This window comes from Pseudomonas kairouanensis (assembly GCF_004682055.1).
Classification (GTDB): Bacteria; Pseudomonadota; Gammaproteobacteria; order Pseudomonadales; family Pseudomonadaceae; genus Aquipseudomonas; species Aquipseudomonas kairouanensis.
Window position 1 is genome coordinate 239,533 of sequence record NZ_QUZU01000001.1, and the last position, 16,686, is coordinate 256,218.

Here is a 16,686-nt window from a genome sequence, read left to right on the forward strand (position 1 = left end):
CCGAGTTCCAAGGCTGGAATGCAGTCGAGTGTGGGAGCGGGCTTGCTCGCGAAGGGGCCGCTAAGGCCTACGCGGCCCTCAGCGAGATAAACGCATAATTGGCCGGCACCTCAGTCGCCACCTGCGCCCCGGCTTCCAGCACCTGCTCGGCAATGTCCATCCCCGACACATGAAACACCCACTCATTGGCCACCGCCGGCCGGTGCGCTGCCAACTCAATCGCCTTGGCAAATGCGCCCATGTCCGGCAGGTACGCCGTAAACCCATCGCCCTTGAGCGCCGTAGTGCGAATGCCCAGCAAGGCGCACACCGCTTCCTTGGTCTGCACGTCATCACGGTCGGCCTGGCGTGAGCGTTGGATCAGCTCGGCCAACTCTGCATCCATCAACTCACCCCCGACGATCAGCGCCGGGCCCTGTTCCCAGGATTGCGGCGGGCAATCCTTGGCGGCGGGGTTGAGCGGGATGTGTGGGTTGATCTCCATCGGGTAGATGCGACACACCAACGGCCGCCGTTCATAGATGCGGCACAGGTTGTCTGCGTCAAGATTCCGGCAGCGCCCGGCGTTGTAGGCGGCAAAGGTGATTGCCACGAACGCCTCGGTGTTGCCGCTGGGCACCACCACCGAACGGCGTTCGGCATGCTCGCGCTGTTGCAGGGGCAGGCCCAGGCCATTGCCCAGGAACCCCTCTACCAGAACGATGACGTTGCCGCCATCCGCCGCCCACTGGCGGGCTTCGTCGAGGGTCAGGGGGACGTGATGGTCGGTGCAGCATTTGCCGCAACCGACGCAGGAAAAATGAGTGTTCATGGCGGATCTGTCACCAGGCAAGGTCAGAGGGCACGCTGCAACGGTGACGGGTTTTTACCTCTGTTCACCGTTTTGACACTCTGGAAGCAAGTTGCACGCCAGTGATTGTCAGACGTCTGTAACGACATCGCGTAGGACAAATCGCATGCCCGCGCTTTCATACAACGCCCGCGCCCGCAGATTGCTCTCCAGCACCTTGAGGTCCACGTAGGGTTCACCGCGTTGCTTGAACACCTGGAAGCTGTGCAGCAACAAGGCGCGACCCAGTCCCTGGCCTTGGGCGCAAGGGTGAACGCTGAGGTTTTTGATAAAGGCACTGGTCCAGCATTGGGCCACGCCCAGGATGCCCTCGGCGTTACTGGCCACCAGGCAGAGCCTGGGGTCGAACTCGGCATCAGTGGTGAACTGATGCTGCCAGGTTTGCAGGTCGGGCACGCGGCCGCCGCCTTGCTCCTGGGTCATGCACAGCACCGCATGGATCGCCGAAGCGAGGTCGTCGCGGTAGTGGTCCAACTGCGTACCGGCTGGCCATTGCGGGGCGGGCAGGCTGCCAATGAGATCGCGGCGCAGCAGTTGGAAATATTCGCTCACAGGCCTTTTTGCGCCACGGTCTGTGCGGCGACCACCAGGCATTTGGTCAGTTCGGGGGACGAGAACTTGGTCAGCACCGCATCGGCACCGGCCAGGCGCGCTTTTTCGCTGTTCATCGCACTGTCCAAAGAGGTGTGCAGCAGCACGTAAAGCGCCTGGAAGTCTGGGGTTTCCCGCAGGGTGCGGGTGAGGGCGTAGCCGTCCATCTCGGACATTTCGATGTCGGAGACCAGCACGTTGATTTGCTCGGCAGTGCCCTGCAACTCCAGCAGCACATCAATCGCTTCCTTGGCGCTGCGGGCAGTGTGGCAGGTCAGGCCAAGGTTGCGCAGGGTGTGTACCGACTGTTGCAAGGCGACCTGGCTGTCGTCCACCACCAGAATGCGGGCATGGCCCAGCACTTCGGCTTCTTCCATGGTCAAGTCGGTGGGCGCCGCTTCGATCTGCGCCGGGGCGATGCCATGGATGACTTTCTCGATATCCAGCACCTGCACCAGACCGCCTTCCACCTGGGTGACTCCGGTGATAAACGAGCGGTTACCGCCGGAGCCAAACGGCGGCGGGCGGATATCGGTGGTCAGGCAATGCACGATCTTGCTCACCGCCTGCACATGCAGGCCCTGCTTGGAACGGCTCACATCGGTGACGATCAGGCAGCCGCCGTCCGGGTCCTGCAGGGGCATTTCCCCCAGGGCACGGCTCAGGTCGATCACCGACAGCGACGTACCGCGCAGGGTGGCGATGCCTTTGACGTGGGGGTGGGACTCCGGCAGCTTGGTCAGCGGCGGGCAGGGGATGATTTCGCTGACTTTCAGCAGGTTGATCGCCATCAGCTTGCCGCTGCGCAGGGTAAAGAGCAGAAGCGAGAGGGAGTCTGCGCGGGCTTTGGTGGTGGACATAAAAACCTTCTGTGGATCAGGGATGACATCTATAGAAGGTTATCGACTTGGAGTAGCCAGGCTTTAACTCGATTTCGCGCCGGATGCGGTCAATGTGGGAGGGGGCTTGCTCCCGATGGCGGTGTATCAGCTACCAGATGTATTGGCTGACCCACCCTCATCGGGAGCAAGCCCCCTCCCACATTGGATCTACGTCAGCCCTTCCAGACCTGCGGGTTCACCAGATCCTGCGGACGCTCGCCCAACAAGGCACTGCGCAGGTTTTCCAGGGCGCGGTTGGCCATGGCTTCGCGGGTTTCATTCGTTGCCGAACCAATATGCGGCAAGGTCACCGCATTGCTCAGTTGGAACAACGGCGACTCGCTCAGCGGCTCCTGCTCATACACATCCAGCCCCGCCCCACGAATACGCCCGGTTTGCAGCGCTTCGATCAGCGCCGGCTCATCCACCACCGGGCCACGGGAAATATTGATCAGGATCGCACTGGATTTCATCAAGCCCAGCTCGCGGCTGCTGATCAGGTGGCGGGTCTTGTCGCTCAACGGCACCACCAAACACACAAAGTCCGCCTCGGCCAGCAACTGGTCCAGGCTGCGGAACTGCGCGCCCAGCTCTTGTTCAAGCTCGGTCTTGCGGCTGTTGCCGCTGTACAGGATCGGCATGTTGAAGCCCAGGCGTCCACGGCGGGCCACGGCCGCGCCGATGTTGCCCATGCCGACGATGCCCAGGGTCTTGCCATGCACATCACAACCGAACAACGGTGCGCCCACGCTGGCTTTCCACTGGCCGGCCTTGGTCCAGGCGTCCAGTTCGGCCACGCGGCGCGCGCTGCTCATCAGCAGGGCGAAGGCCAGGTCGGCGGTGCTTTCGGTGAGTACGTCCGGGGTGTTGGTGAGCATGATCCCGCGCTCATTGAAGTAGGCCAGGTCGTAGTTGTCGTAGCCCACCGAGACGCTGGACACCACCTCCAGCTTGCTCGCGCCCTGCAGCTGCTCGCGCCCCAGCTTGCGGCCCACGCCGATCAGGCCATGGGCGTGGGGCAGCGCTTCATTGAACTGTGCATTGATATCGCCCAGCTTGGGGTTGGGCGCGATCACCTCGAAATCCTGTTGCAGGCGTTCGATCATGGGCGGGGTGACACGGCTGAAGGCGAGGACAGTCTTTTTCATTGCAGGCGGGCTCATCGACTACGGAAGAATGCCAAGCAAGCTAACATTCTTGCCCACAATTGTCAGGACACTGCTGAACCAATGTGAACACAGATATAAATGTGGGAGGGAGCAAGCCCCCTCCCACATTTGACCGTATTGTCTGATGGAGATCAGTTCGCCAAACGAGCCCCGCCCAACCCACCACTCACTTCATACGCCACCAACTCCGCCTGATGCGCCGCCAGAATCTCCGGCAACGAACCGCGCAGGTACTCCACCCAGGTCTTGATCTTCGCATCCAGGTATTGGCGCGACGGGTAGATGGCGTACAGGTTCAGCTCCTGGGAGCGGTAGTTGGGCATCACCCGCACCAGGGTACCGTTGCGCAAGCCTTCAATCGCGGCATACACCGGCAGCAGCCCCACGCCCATGCCGCTGGTGATAGCGGTTTTCATCGCGTCGGCGGAGTTCACCAGGAACGGCGAGGTATTGATGGCCACGCTTTCCTGGCCTTCGGGGCCGTTGAAGGTCCATTTGTCCAGCTGGATCACCGGGCTGACCAGGCGCAGGCAGGCATGGTTGAGCAAGTCATGGGGGCGTTGGGCGCAGCCTTTGGCCTTGACGTATTCCGGCGAGGCGCAGGCGATGCTGTAGGTGATGCCCAAACGTTGCGACACGAAGCCTGAGTCCGGCAATTCGCTGGCCAGCACGATGGACACGTCGTAGCCCTCATCGAGCAGGTCCGGCACGCGGTTGGCCAGGGTCAGGTCGAAGGTCACGTCGGGGTGGGTGCGGCGGTAGCGCGCAATCGCGTCAATGACGAAATGCTGGCCGATGCCGGTCATGGTGTGCACTTTCAATTGCCCGGCGGGGCGCGCATGGGCATCGCTGGCTTCGGCCTCGGCTTCTTCTACATAAGCGAGGATCTGTTCGCAGCGCAGCAAATAGCGTTTACCGGCCTCGGTGAGTGCAATGCGCCGGGTGGTGCGGTTGAGCAAGCGGGTTTGCAGATGGGCCTCAAGGTTGGAGACCGCGCGCGAGACGTTGGCGGTGGTGGTGTCCAGTTGCACGGCGGCGGCGGTGAAGCTGCCGGCTTCGGCCACACAACTGAAGGCGCGCATGTTTTGCAAAGTGTCCATGGGGTGTTCTCAGGGGAGATAGCAAATTGTGACAGAAAGTTACGCCGTCCAGTGATCCCTACCAACGGATTATCGCTTGAACGGTAACAAAGATTCACAGGAATGCCAGCTTATCGTCCTTCATGCCGCCGCCTAGAATTGCCCCACCTACCCCGCAACACCCTCTCAGGAATTCGCTTGCCGTGCCGCGTCGCATCAGCAGAGAGCTGAAGACTCTCAGTATTTGGGCCTTATCGTTAGCAATCAGCGGCTGCATCGGAACGGGAGGCATCGCCCCCCAAGGCCAGGCGCTCAGCGCCAATACCCTGGCCACCGACGAAGCAATCCAGAACGCCGCCCAGGACGCCCATTGGCCCACCGCCCAGTGGTGGCAAGCCTATGGCGACGCCCAGCTCAACCATTGGGTCGACCTCGCCACCCAAAACAGCCCAAGCATGGCCATGGCCGCCGCCCGTGTGCGTGAAGCACGAGCCATGGCCGGGATTGCCGAGTCGGCCGAGTCGCTGCAGATCAACAGCGACACCACCCTCAAGCGCCACAACTGGCCGAAAGACCAGTTCTACGGCCCCGGCGAACTGAGCGGCGCTACCACTTGGGACAACAATTCGTCCCTGGGCCTGAGCTATGCCCTGGACCTGTGGGGCCGCGAAAGCAACACCACCGAACGCGCCGTGGACTTGGCCCACATGAGCGCCGCTGAAGCGCGCCAGGCCCAGCTCGAATTGCAGAACAACGTGGTGCGCGCCTACATCCAGCTGTCACTGCACTACGCCAACCGCGATATCGTCGCCGCCACCCTGGCCCAGCAAGAGCAGATTCTGGACTTGGCCAACAAACGCCTGAACGCCGGGATCGGCACCCACTTCGACGTGAGCCAGGCCGAAACCCCGTTGCCGGAAACCCATCGCCAGCTCGACGCCCTGGATGAAGAAATCGCCCTGAGCCGCAACCAGCTTGCCGCATTGGCCGGTAAAGGCCCAGGGGAGGGCGCGCACTTGCAGCGCCCGAGCCTGTCCCTGGCCGCACCACTGAAACTGCCGTCGAGCCTGCCCGCACAACTGCTGGGCCAACGCCCGGACGTAGTCGCCAGCCGCTGGCAAGTCGCAGCGCAAGCCCGTGGCATCGATGTGGCCCACGCCGGGTTCTACCCCAACGTCGACCTGGTGGGCAGCCTCGGCTACATGGCCACCGGCGGCGGCATGCTGGAGTTTCTGGCGGGCAAGAAATTCAACTTCAACGTGGGGCCTGCGATCACCCTGCCGATCTTCGACGGCGGGCGTTTGCGTGCCGAACTGGGGCAAGCCAGCGCTGGCTATGACATCGCGGTGGCCAAGTACAACCAGACTCTGGTCAACGCGCTCAAGGGCATCAGCGACCAGTTGATCCGCCGCGAATCCATGGACAAGCAATCGACCTTCGCCGCGCAGTCGGTGGCCTCGGCGCAAAAAACCTACGACATCGCGATGATCGCCTACCAACGCGGCCTCACCGATTACCTCAATGTGCTCAATGCCCAGACGTTGCTGTTTCGTCAGCAGCAGGTCGAGCAACAGGTTCAGGCCGCACGCCTGAGTGCCCATGCCGAACTGGTCACCGCCCTGGGCGGTGGGGTCGGTGCCGGCAACGATGTGCCCCAAGACGCCAAGACCCTCCCGAGCAAGACCCCGGCGGCCCTCGCCGTGTTTGATCACTGAGTAGGATTGAATGACTCCCTTGCCTGCACCGCTGCGCTGGCTGCACTCCCTTGAGTGGCGTCGCGGTTTTTTCGACTGGGCGCGCAGCGACGGCGTGACCTGGGTGTACATCTTCAAGGTGCTGATCGCTGCGTTCCTCACGCTGTGGCTGGCCATGCGCCTGGAGTTGCCGCAACCGCGCACCGCGATGATCACCGTGTTTATCGTGATGCAACCGCAGAGCGGCCAGGTGTTTGCCAAAAGCTTCTATCGCTTCCTCGGCACCCTGGCGGGGTCGGCGGTGATGGTGCTGCTGATCGCCTTGTTTGCGCAGAACACCGAGTTGTTCCTGGGCGCGCTGGCGATCTGGGTAGGTATCTGCACCGCTGGCGCGACGCGTAACCGTAATTTTCGTGCCTATGGTTTTGTGCTGGCGGGCTACACCGCGGCGATGGTTGGCCTGCCCGCCCTGGCACACCCGGACGGCGCGTTTATGGCAGCGGTGTGGCGGGTGCTGGAAATTTCCCTGGGCATTCTGTGCTCCACCCTGGTCAGCGCCGCGATCCTGCCGCAAACCTCCAGCGCCGCCATGCGCAACGCGCTGTACCAGCGTTTTGGCGTGTTTGCGCTGTTTGCCACCGATGGTTTGCGTGGGCGTAGCCAGCGTGACCATTTCGAGGCCAGCAACGTGCGCTTTATCGCGCAAGCCGTGGGCCTGGAAGGGCTGCGCAGCGTTACCGTGTTTGAAGACCCGCATATGCGTCGGCGCAACGGTCGGCTCAGTCGCCTCAACAGCGAGTTCATGAGCATCACCACGCGTTTCAATGCCCTGCACCAGTTGCTTGAGCGGCTGCGCAAGGATGAGGCGGATCATGTGGTTGCGGCCATCAAGCCCGGCCTGCTTGACCTTGCCGAGGTGCTTGACGGGTTCTCCGGCCGGGCCCTCACCTGTCCCGACGCGGCGCGGCTGGTGGTTCAACTGAGCGCCTACAAGGACGAGCTGCCCGCCAAAGTGCGTAGCCTGCGTGGCGTGTTCCAGGAACAAAACCCCACCGAAGCCGAACAACTGGATTTCCACACCGCCTACGAACTGCTCTATCGCTTCGTCGACGACCTGCACAACTACGCGCAAACCCACGCGTCCCTGGCCGACCACAGCCATGCCCGCGAAGACTGGCACGAGCCCTACACCCCAAAAACCAATTGGTTGGCCTGTGCGGCGTCGGGCATTCGTGCCTCGTTCATCCTGATTGTGCTGGGCAGTTACTGGGTGGCCACCGCCTGGCCCAGTGGCGCCACCATGACCCTGATCGCCGCCGCCACGGTCGGTTTGTCGGCGGCCACGCCCAATCCCAAGCGCATGGCGTTCCAGATCGCCTGCGGCACCTTGATCGGTGCCTTGGTGGGGTTTGTCGAGATGTTCTTCGTGTTCCCCTGGATCGACGGCTTCCCGCTGCTGTGCGTGATGATCGCCCCGGTGATCATCCTCGGCGCGTTCCTCAGCTCGCGCCCGCAGTACGCCGGTGTGGGCCTGGGCCTGCTGATCTTCTTCAGCACCGGTTCAGTGCCGGACAACCTCACGGTCTACAACCCCTACACCTTTATCAACGACTACATCGCCATGATCATCGGCATGCTGGTGTGCGCGGCGGCGGGGGCAATCATCCTGCCGCCCAACAGCCGCTGGTTGTGGCGCCGGCTGGAGCAGGACCTGCGCGAGCAAGTGGTGTATGCCATCAGCGGCAAGCTCAAGGGCCTGGCGTCGAGTTTCGAAAGCCGTACCCGTGACTTGATGCACCAGGCCTACGGCCTCGCCGTCAGCCAGCCGCAAGTGCAGCGCGACCTGCTGCGTTGGATGTTCGTGGTGCTGGAGGTGGGCCACGCGGTCATCGAGTTGCGCAAGGAACAGGCGATTCTGCCCGTGCACCCGGCCTACGCTGCCTCCCAGCCGTGGCGCCAGGCACTGCGTGTGATGGGGCGCTCTTTGGTGCGCCTGTTCCTGCAACCCAGCGCGAGCAACCTGGAGCGCAGCCTGATCGCCGTCGACCATGCCATCAGCCGCGTGCAGGCCACCGACGAACCCTTCGCCCCGCACTTTGACACCTCGGCCCTGCGCCGGGTGAAAAGCTACCTGCACTTTATCCGCACCTCGCTGTTGGACCCGCAATCGCCCCTGGCGGCCCTCAAAGGAGCCCCCCATGCCCCGTGAAATCGCCTTTCATGGCGTCTATATGCCGACCATGACCTTGATGTTTTTGATCGCGGCCGGGCTTGCCTGGGCCCTGGACCGCTTCCTGGCCGGGTTCGACCTGTACCGTTTTTTCTGGCACCCGGCGTTGCTGCGCCTGAGCCTGTTCGTTTGCCTGTTCGGCGCCCTGGCGCTGACCGTCTACCGTTGAGAATGCCCCGATGAAAAAGTTTTTCAGCCTGCTCGCGACCTTGCTGGTTCTGGCTTTGGCGATCTGGATTGGCCGCACGCTGTGGGTGCACTACATGGAAACCCCGTGGACCCGCGATGGCCGTGTACGGGCCGACATCATCAACGTTGCCGCCGACGTTACCGGCGAAGTGGTGGACGTGCCGGTGCGCGATAACCAGTTGGTGAAAAAGGGCGACCTGCTGATGCAGATCGACCCCGAGCACTACCGCATCGCCGTCAAACAGGCGCAGTCCCTCGTCGCCTCGCGCAAAGCCACCTGGGAAATGCGCAAGGTCAACGCCCACCGCCGTGCCGACCTCGACGCCCTGGTGATCTCCAAAGAAAACCGCGATGACGCCAGCAACATTGCTGACTCCGCCCTGGCCGATTACCAGCACGCGCAGGCCCAGTTGGAAGCGGCCGAACTGAACCTCAAACGCACCCAAGTGCTGGCGGCGGTGGACGGCTACGTCACCAACCTCAATGTGCATCGCGGCGACTATGCGCGCATTGGTGAAGCCAAGATGGCCGTGGTGGATATGAACTCGTTCTGGGTGTACGGCTTCTTCGAAGAAACCAAGCTGCCGCATGTGAAGGTGGGCGACAAAGCCGACATGCAGTTAATGAGCGGCGAGACGTTAAAGGGCCATGTGGAAAGCATCTCCCGAGGCATCTACGACCGCGACAACCCCGAGAGCCGCGAGTTGGTGGCGGATGTGAACCCGACGTTCAACTGGGTGAGATTGGCGCAACGAGTGCCGGTGCGGATTCACATCGATCAAGTGCCAGAGGGCGTGCTGCTAGCGGCGGGCATCACCTGCACCGTCATCGTCAACCAAACACAGAACTAAAGTGTGGGAGCGGGCTTGCTCGCGAATGCGGTGGGTCATTCACCTAATCCGTCGACTGACCCACTGCTTTCGCGAGCAAGCCCGCTCCCACCTTTGATCTTTGTTGGCAATACGGTCGGAGTAAGCATTTTTAGCTAATGAGCGGCTCGGCAGCTCTGGTTTTACGTCGACGCCTGACCTGCAGCATGCTGACAAAGCGGCGGTGGTTTCTTGTATTAAGCACTAATAGGCAGGCCAGGGATTGAAACAAAGGGAATACCACCAACATCGTAACGGAGTGGTTCCCCAAGTAATCCGCCGAAATCAAAGCGTTCATGGTCGCGATGACTACTAGCAACCCTGGCCCTGATCGTAACCCGGCCGCTATTAGCCCTAATCCAATGCTCATTCCCAGTAGCAATACCAAACTCGCCACGATCGCATATTCGCTAGGGAGGTCATTTATTCGGGCGTAATAAGACAGGCTGTGTGACAGGTTGCCTGAAATGCTGACCATGTAGAGGGACACCGCCGTCCCCACCGTGAACGCAAAGCGCCTGATATGGCTGCGCAATGTATGGGGATGGGGATTATGGCTCATGGCTGTCGAACTCTTCATAAATGGCAATGACGATGTGATTGATATTTCCGGAGATGCCGCTGCCAGTAACCGCGAAAGCGGCACCCACTTGATCGGCTAATTGAGTGAGCATGTCCCGTCTCAATTGGGCATTGCTGAAGCGCTTGGGGAGTTTTCCGGCCAATTGCTTTAATCGAATCATTTCGCGAGGACGACGAATATTTTGTAGGCGTAGAACTTCATTTGTCAGTTTTGCGCGTTCCTGGCGGCTCATGCGCCGCAGGATGTCAGTCAACTCGCGACCTGTAGTGTTTTTAATAGTCATGACTGTTTTCACGGTGACGAAGGTCGTACTGCCCGCGCCCACTAGAGAAATGCCGTCCAAGGCTAACGTCATTGTTTGATACCAATCCAGGCTGTCGAAATAATCGTTCTCTGCCGGATTGGTGAGTTCTTTATGGGTTCGCCATAAGCCGTTGAAACATTGCAAACCACTGGCGGCTGCGGCGGTATAGGCGATGTAAGTCACTGCAAGGCTGGAACCTGCACTTAAAGGAGCCGTCGCGACTCCGGCACTGGCAACGTAGATACCAATCACGGCCCCACTGCATGCTAGAGCCATCCCCGATGCTTCCTTCCACAGTTGAGATTCGCGCGTCGAACTTGCCGCCAACTGCGCATAGTCTTCAGCCGTGAATGCCGGCCCCGCCACCTCCCGCAAAATCACCCGCTTGGGCTTGATACTGCACAGCGGCACAAACTCCCTCAGCACCGTCACCTGATAATCACTGCCGATATGCACCACCCCCGCCCCGACGATGGCCGGGTCGGCGTCTATGGTTTGATAGAGTTTTGGCAGGTCCAGCAAACTGGCCAGTCGTTGCCGGGTAGTGGTGTGCGCATCCGGCACGCCGCTTCGTAAGAAGTCGCTGGGCATCCTTTCACCTGTAGGTAGACAGAGGTGAAAGAGCCTGAGGATTGGTTCCTTGAAATGATGTCAGGCCGTTCGCTGTTTTTTGTAGTCCCTGGCCCGACTAGCCAAACACAAATCTAAGAATGTGGGAGCGGGCTTGCTCGCGAATACGGTGGTTCAGCAACAAATGTGTCGTCTGACGCACCGTATTCGCGAGTAAGCCCGCTCCCACATTTTTTGACCGCGTCAGGCCTTGATGAAGGTTTCGTGCAGATGGCGCCACAGCAGCGCGCCGCTGGCCATCTTCTCGAACACCACGGTGGCGCGGCGGTCGGTCTGGGTGCCGCTGTCATCCACCTGACGCTCGCGGTAAGTCACTGTCGCACCCCGCGCGTGTCGGTCGATCCCGGTCATTTCGCTCAACGTGATCTTCAATCCCGGGCGCATCCCGCCCAAGCGGGTGAACAACGCATGGACTCCGGCCGCATTCACCCGTGTGCCGGTCGCCGGGGCGACCATGCTGAATTCCGGGGAGAAGCGCGCGAGTAGGTTTTGCAAGGTGCCTTCAGGCGCGACGCCGGCGAACCATTGCTCGATCTCGACGTGGGTTTGGGTGACTTCTTCGAAAAAGTCGCTGTAGTCGATCATTACAAACTCCGTTCCAATCCAAAGCGTTTTTTCAACACGCGTTCCAGTAAACCCTTGGGCAGCAGCGCCGCCATCAACGGCAACGCCCGGCTGCCATTGCCTGCGCGCAACAGGCGCGGCGGGGTTGCTTGTTGCACAGCCTTGAGCACCTGTGCCGCAAATTCGCTGGCCGGGGTCGGGTTGTCCTGCGAGGCCTGGGAGCGGGCGCGGATGCCTTCGCGCAGGGGCCACCAGGGGGATTTTTCGCTGATCAGCAACTCGGCCTGGGCCCCGGCGTTTTTGGCAAAGCTTGTATCGATAGCGCCCGGTTGCACTTCCATGACCCGAATGCCAAACGGCGACACTTCCATGCGCAATGCGTCGCTCAAGGCATGCACGGCGGCCTTTGAGGCGCAGTAGGCACCGGCAAATGGCGTGACCAACACCCCGGAAACACTGCCGATGTTCACCACCAGGCCTTTGCTGCGGCGCAGTGCCGGGAACAGCGCCTGGGTCACGCCGACGATGGAGAACACGTTGGTTTCGAACTGGCGTTGCATCGCTTCGGTGCCGCCATCGAGCAGCGGGCCCATGGCGCCGTAGCCCGCGTTGTTGATCAGCACATCCAGTTCGCCCAGTTGTTCGGCCAGGCGTTGCAGGGCGGTGCTGTCGTTGACGTCCAGTTCGACCGCGTTAAAGCCCGCGGTGGCGAGGGCTTCAACGTCATCCGGGCGGCGGGCGCTCGCCCATACGGTGTAGCCGGCGGTTTTGAACGCGTCCGCCAGGGCGCGGCCGATGCCGCTGGAGCAGCCGGTGATGAGTACGTTGGGCATGGGGCAGTCCTTTGTCAGTCCGAGAAGCCACCTTGCAGGTGTTCGGCACGAAATTCCAGGGTTTGTGGGCGATAACCAGGACGCAACGGTGGCGTCGGCAGGCAGTCTTCCCAGGTGCCACCGGCCTGTAGCTCACCGGGGCCGCGATAGCGGGGCGCGGCGTAGACGTTGTCGGCCAGGTTTACCGTGTCGCCCGGTGCGTAGGCGGCGAGGCGCCAGCGCAGCTCGGTCAGTGGTACGTCGTTGCCGTTGTTGAGGGTCAGTTTCAGCGGGCGGTCGGCGGGGCATTCTTGCGGCGCATAGGTGATGCGCAGTTCCAGGCGTGCCAGTTGGGAGGCTTCGCGGTTGTCCAGCCACACCACCCAGATGGCGACAAAACCCAGGCCCACGGCGGCGGCAAGGGACACCGGCAGCGCCTTGGCGGGGTAGCGCAGCAGCAGGATCAGCCAGGTGATGATCAGGAGAACGCCGAAGAACATGGAGACCACCTCGAATTGGGAACGAGCATCCTAACTTAAGCGTAGGTGGGATTGGGTGGCTTGAGAGATGGGTTGATGCGGCTGACGCCTTCGCGAGCAAGCCCGCTCCCACAGGTTGATCGCATTCCAAAGGATGTACTCGGTCAACTGTGGGAGCGGGCTTGCTCGCGAAGAGGCCCTCACAGCCACCACAAAACCCAAGAAAAAGCCCCCGCCCAACCGGCTGCGGATAGGGGACGCAGTCGGCTGGACGGGGGCTTCTTGTACGACTCTTTTACTGCGCGATAGTTTTCACCGAAACACCACGCTCAACCGGCGTCGAACGACCGTAGATATCTTCGAACCGCTCGATGTCGTCTTCGCCCAGGTAGCTGCCCGATTGCACTTCGATGATTTCCAACGGGATCTTGCCTGGGTTGCGCAGGCGGTGCACCGAGGCAATCGGGATGTAGGTGGACTGGTTCTCGCAGAGCAGGAACACATTCTCGTCGCAGGTCACTTCGGCCGTGCCGCTGACCACGATCCAGTGCTCGGCACGGTGGTGGTGCATTTGCAGCGACAGGCACGCGCCCGGCTTGACCGAGATGTGCTTGACCTGGAAGCGACCGCCCATGTCCACCGAGTCGTAGGAGCCCCACGGACGATAGACTTCGCAGTGGTTCTGGGTCTCGTTGCGGCCCTGTTCGTTGAGGGTGTTGACCATCTGCTTGACGCCCTGGACCTTGTCCTTGTGGGCAATCATCATCGCGTCCTTGGTTTCCACCACCACGATGTTTTCCAGGCCGATCACCGACACCAGCTTGCCGTTGCCGTGGATCATGCAGTTCTTGCTGTCCTGGATCACCACGTCGCCCTTGGTGACGTTGCCATCGGCGTCTTTATCGTTGACCGCCCACAGCGACGCCCAGCAACCCACGTCGCTCCAGCCAGCACTCAACGGCACTACGCAGGCGCGCTGGGTTTTTTCCATCACGGCGTAGTCGATGGAGTTGTCCGGGCAGCAGGCGAAAGTCGCTTCGTCGAAGGACACCGTGTCGGCGTCCTGCTCGCTGCGCTCAAGGGTCAGCAGGCAGGTGTCGTAGATGTCCGGATCGTGCTTTTTCAGCTCTTCGAGGAAGCGGCTGGCACGGAACAAGAACATGCCGCTGTTCCAGAAATAACCGCCGCTTTTGACGAACTCGACGGCGCGTTTTTCATTGGGTTTTTCCACGAACTGCTCGACGCGGCTCACGCCTTCCGGCAGCAGCGAGTCGGCGGTGGACTTGATGTAGCCATAGCCGGTTTCCGGGCGGGTGGCCGGCACGCCGAACAGCACCATCTCACCACGCTCGGCGGCCACGGTGGCCAGGGCCAGGGCGCGTTGCAGGGCTTTCTGGTCGTCGATCACATGGTCGGCGGGCAGCACCAGCATCAGCTCGTCGCGGCCTTCGTTGACCAGCATCATCGCGGTGAGGGCCACGGCCGGCGCGGTGTTGCGACCGAACGGCTCCATCAGGATGCGTTGGCATTCCAGCTTACGGTTGGCCAGTTGCTCGTTGACGATAAAGCGATGGTCCTTGTTGCAGACCACAATCGGTGTGTCCATGCCTTCGAATACCAGGCGCTCCAGGGTTTGCTGGAACAGCGTGTGCTCGCCGGTCAGGGCCAGGAATTGCTTAGGGAACTGTTTACGCGACAGCGGCCAAAGACGGGAGCCGCTACCACCGGAAAGGATTACTGGGATCATGGGTGTTTCTCCTTGAATCGATTTGGGTCAGAGCCTGTGGGAGGGGGCTTGCTCCCGAAAGCAGTGGTTCAGTGGTTACATCGGGTGCTGAACCACCGTATTCGCGAGCAAGCCCGCTCCCACAGGAGGGGAGCGTTAAATTGAAAATTTAATTAGCGGGTCGATACCGGGCGTTTCACCCAGACTGGCGACAAGCTCGAACCCGAGCCTGTGACATACAACACCGCTGCTTCACCACGTTCCAACGCAACCGGCTTCACATCACCGACTTTCTTGTCACCGTCATACAACGCCAGGCTCACTTTCACCGGGTTGATTTCACGTTCGCCACGGCCCTTGGCAGCCACCGACTTGACCACATCGGTCTTGCCATCGGCGGTCTTCAAGGTCAGGGCCTTGTCACTCAGGTTCTGCACACGTACCAGGGATTTCTGCTTGTTCTTGAACGGCGGTTCTTCGATCAGTTGCGGCTGGCCGCTGCTGTTGTTGACCAGGGTGTAGTAGTGGTCGGCCGCGAGTTTGACCGGCACGGTCTGGCTGCCGATCTTGGCGCTGTAGTCACCGCCCGGCATAAAGCTGAAGTCGCTGCTGGCCAGTGGCGCAACGTCGCTCAGGTTGGTGGCGCCGACGGTAGCGCTCACTTCCTGGTTGCTGGCGTTGTATACACGCACGAAGCTCGAACCTTTTGGCGCGGTAGGGCCGTAGAGGGCGGCGTCACCACCGGCGAAGGCCGACAGGGAGACGACGCTCAGGCCAGCCGCGAGTGCCAGGGTTTTAGCGAGACGACGAGGAGTTGTAGTGAAAGTCATGTGAGTTACCTCTCTTTCAGTTTTGCGCCCGGTCGGGCGTCTCGGATTTTGGGTTTTTAGCTGGGGTGTTCAGTGCCATGTTTTGTTGGCGCGAACCGGCTTGTTTAAGTTGCGCAACCCACGACGGGTCGGCATCACCGATTTCGTTGTTTACCGGCAGATAACGTTCAGGAAACTCCCAGATCAGCACCTGAGGCGGGCTGTTCTTGAAGTCATCACTTTTCAGGTAGCTGAGCATCGGCAGGATCGGGCCGTGGCCGTCTTCCGAATAGTTGATCACGTCGCTGTGCAGGGCTTGCTTGAGCGCGCCCACGAAGTTCCAGTTGGGGTTGGCGCTGTAGCTGGTACCCACCAATGCCACCGGGGTTTCGCTGTCGCTGAACAGCGCGTCGTCGCCACCCCCTTCTTTGGCCAGGTGCGTCACGCGTTTTTCCAGCGGCTCCTTGGGTGGCATCAGGTTTTCAAACAGCGGGTCCAGGGGCAGGAACAGACGCAGGTCGCCTTTGTGCGGTGCGGTGTTCTCGGCCTCGGTGACAAAACGCTGGGGCTCGCCACTCAGTGGGGTTTGCTCGGCAATCCCTTTGGCCAACTGCTTGGCCGCGATTTCGGCACCGTCCGGGGTCCAGTGGGTGTCGGTACGCAGGAACACTTGCTTGCCGCTCAGCTTGGCCTGTTGCAGCGGGCCCAGCAGGTCCGGTGCGGGGATGTTGTCGGCGGCGACGCGGGCATGGAAGTCCTGGTACAGGTTGGCGTGGATGCTCGCCGGTTTCACCTCACCGACGTGTTCCGGGTACAGGCGCACCTTGGCCGGCACGATGGCCATGACCAGTTGGATGCCTTGGGCCTTGAGTTTTTGGCGCACGCCTTCGACCAGCGCGTAGTTGCCTTGCAGGTTCTGGTCTTCGTTGACGATAGGGTTGAACTCTTCGTCGCTGTACAACCAGTGATCACGGCCCAGCACCACGCCAGGGCGACCTTCGTTGAACAGCTTGTAGTCCAGCGCCGCCCAGAGGTTGGTGCCGATGCGCTTGATCGGGAACTCGTCGTCGTAGTGCGTCTCGACTGCTTTGGTCCAGCGACCGTTGAGCACGGTGGCATCGGCGTTGGTGCTAAAGCCCAGGAAACTGCGCAGCGACCAGGCGCCCAGGGCCAGCAGCACCACCAGGAACAGGCCGATATAGAGGACGCGTAATGAACGGGTCATGG

17 protein-coding genes are annotated in these 16,686 nt (G+C 61.3%); 4 read left to right on the plus strand and 13 right to left on the minus strand.

Translation table 11 applies throughout. The features are described 5' to 3' along the window. Positions 1 to 67: 67 nt before the first annotated feature. From DYL59_RS01090 to DYL59_RS01110, 5 genes are all read right to left on the minus strand, one after another. Positions 68 to 811 (minus strand): YkgJ family cysteine cluster protein, encoded by a 744-nt coding sequence (locus DYL59_RS01090; protein WP_135287488.1) that lies wholly within the window; start codon positions 809 to 811, stop codon positions 68 to 70. A gap of 108 nt (positions 812 to 919) precedes the next feature. Then, positions 920 to 1,402, minus strand: a complete 483-nt coding sequence (locus tag DYL59_RS01095; RefSeq protein ID WP_135287489.1) for a GNAT family N-acetyltransferase — start codon at positions 1,400 to 1,402, stop codon at positions 920 to 922. Continuing rightward, positions 1,399 to 2,301 (minus strand): chemotaxis protein, encoded by a 903-nt coding sequence (locus DYL59_RS01100; protein ID WP_135287490.1) that lies wholly within the window; start codon positions 2,299 to 2,301, stop codon positions 1,399 to 1,401. Before DYL59_RS01100 ends, DYL59_RS01095 begins: the two co-directional genes overlap by 4 nt. 194 nt (positions 2,302 to 2,495) lie before the next feature. Next, complete coding sequence (locus DYL59_RS01105) at positions 2,496 to 3,470, minus strand: 2-hydroxyacid dehydrogenase (RefSeq protein WP_135287491.1); 975 nt, start codon at positions 3,468 to 3,470, stop codon at positions 2,496 to 2,498. 152 nt (positions 3,471 to 3,622) lie between these two features. Then, positions 3,623 to 4,591 carry a LysR family transcriptional regulator gene (locus tag DYL59_RS01110; protein ID WP_135287492.1) on the minus strand — a complete coding sequence of 323 codons (969 nt, stop codon included), beginning with the start codon at positions 4,589 to 4,591 and terminating at the stop codon, positions 3,623 to 3,625. A gap of 182 nt (positions 4,592 to 4,773) precedes the next feature. On the opposite strand from DYL59_RS01110, the gene DYL59_RS01115 reads away from it, so the two are divergent. The 4 genes from DYL59_RS01115 to DYL59_RS01130 are packed head-to-tail and all read left to right on the plus strand — an operon-like array spanning position 4,774 to position 9,534. After that, positions 4,774 to 6,285: an efflux transporter outer membrane subunit gene (locus DYL59_RS01115; RefSeq protein ID WP_135287493.1), complete on the plus strand. Its 1,512-nt coding sequence runs from the start codon at positions 4,774 to 4,776 to the stop codon at positions 6,283 to 6,285. 10 nt (positions 6,286 to 6,295) lie between these two features. Continuing rightward, positions 6,296 to 8,473: an FUSC family protein gene (locus DYL59_RS01120; RefSeq protein WP_135287494.1), complete on the plus strand. Its 2,178-nt coding sequence runs from the start codon at positions 6,296 to 6,298 to the stop codon at positions 8,471 to 8,473. Beyond that, positions 8,463 to 8,663: a DUF1656 domain-containing protein gene (locus DYL59_RS01125; RefSeq protein ID WP_010565658.1), complete on the plus strand. Its 201-nt coding sequence runs from the start codon at positions 8,463 to 8,465 to the stop codon at positions 8,661 to 8,663. Before DYL59_RS01120 ends, DYL59_RS01125 begins: the two co-directional genes overlap by 11 nt. Positions 8,664 to 8,673: 10 nt before the next feature. Continuing rightward, positions 8,674 to 9,534, plus strand: coding sequence for an efflux RND transporter periplasmic adaptor subunit (locus DYL59_RS01130; RefSeq protein ID WP_135287495.1), 861 nt, complete (start codon positions 8,674 to 8,676; stop codon positions 9,532 to 9,534). 130 nt (positions 9,535 to 9,664) lie between these two features. On the opposite strand, the gene DYL59_RS01135 is transcribed toward DYL59_RS01130, so the two are convergent. From DYL59_RS01135 to DYL59_RS01170, 8 genes are all read right to left on the minus strand, one after another. Continuing rightward, positions 9,665 to 10,114, minus strand: a complete 450-nt coding sequence (locus DYL59_RS01135) for a hypothetical protein (RefSeq protein ID WP_238340585.1) — start codon at positions 10,112 to 10,114, stop codon at positions 9,665 to 9,667. Next, positions 10,104 to 11,030: an Ssp4 family T6SS effector gene (locus tag DYL59_RS01140; protein ID WP_135287496.1), complete on the minus strand. Its 927-nt coding sequence runs from the start codon at positions 11,028 to 11,030 to the stop codon at positions 10,104 to 10,106. Before DYL59_RS01140 ends, DYL59_RS01135 begins: the two co-directional genes overlap by 11 nt. Before the next feature lie 222 nt (positions 11,031 to 11,252). Continuing rightward, on the minus strand, positions 11,253 to 11,654 hold the full coding sequence (locus DYL59_RS01145; RefSeq protein WP_135287497.1) for a DUF4440 domain-containing protein: 402 nt from the start codon (positions 11,652 to 11,654) through the stop codon (positions 11,253 to 11,255). Further along, positions 11,654 to 12,466, minus strand: coding sequence for an SDR family oxidoreductase (locus DYL59_RS01150; RefSeq protein WP_135287498.1), 813 nt, complete (start codon positions 12,464 to 12,466; stop codon positions 11,654 to 11,656). The genes DYL59_RS01145 and DYL59_RS01150 overlap by 1 nt, the downstream gene beginning before the upstream one ends. 14 nt (positions 12,467 to 12,480) lie before the next feature. Then, positions 12,481 to 12,945, minus strand: coding sequence for a multidrug transporter (locus DYL59_RS01155; protein ID WP_135287499.1), 465 nt, complete (start codon positions 12,943 to 12,945; stop codon positions 12,481 to 12,483). A gap of 274 nt (positions 12,946 to 13,219) precedes the next feature. Beyond that, the gene (locus DYL59_RS01160; RefSeq protein WP_135287500.1) at positions 13,220 to 14,671 is read right to left on the minus strand and encodes a mannose-1-phosphate guanylyltransferase/mannose-6-phosphate isomerase; all 1,452 of its coding nucleotides are present in this window, start codon (positions 14,669 to 14,671) and stop codon (positions 13,220 to 13,222) included. Between the two features lie 152 nt (positions 14,672 to 14,823). Then, on the minus strand, positions 14,824 to 15,480 hold the full coding sequence (locus tag DYL59_RS01165) for an alginate O-acetyltransferase AlgF (RefSeq protein ID WP_135287501.1): 657 nt from the start codon (positions 15,478 to 15,480) through the stop codon (positions 14,824 to 14,826). 16 nt (positions 15,481 to 15,496) lie between these two features. Next, the gene (locus DYL59_RS01170) at positions 15,497 to 16,684 is read right to left on the minus strand and encodes an alginate O-acetyltransferase (protein WP_135287502.1); all 1,188 of its coding nucleotides are present in this window, start codon (positions 16,682 to 16,684) and stop codon (positions 15,497 to 15,499) included. Positions 16,685 to 16,686: the final 2 nt, after the last annotated feature.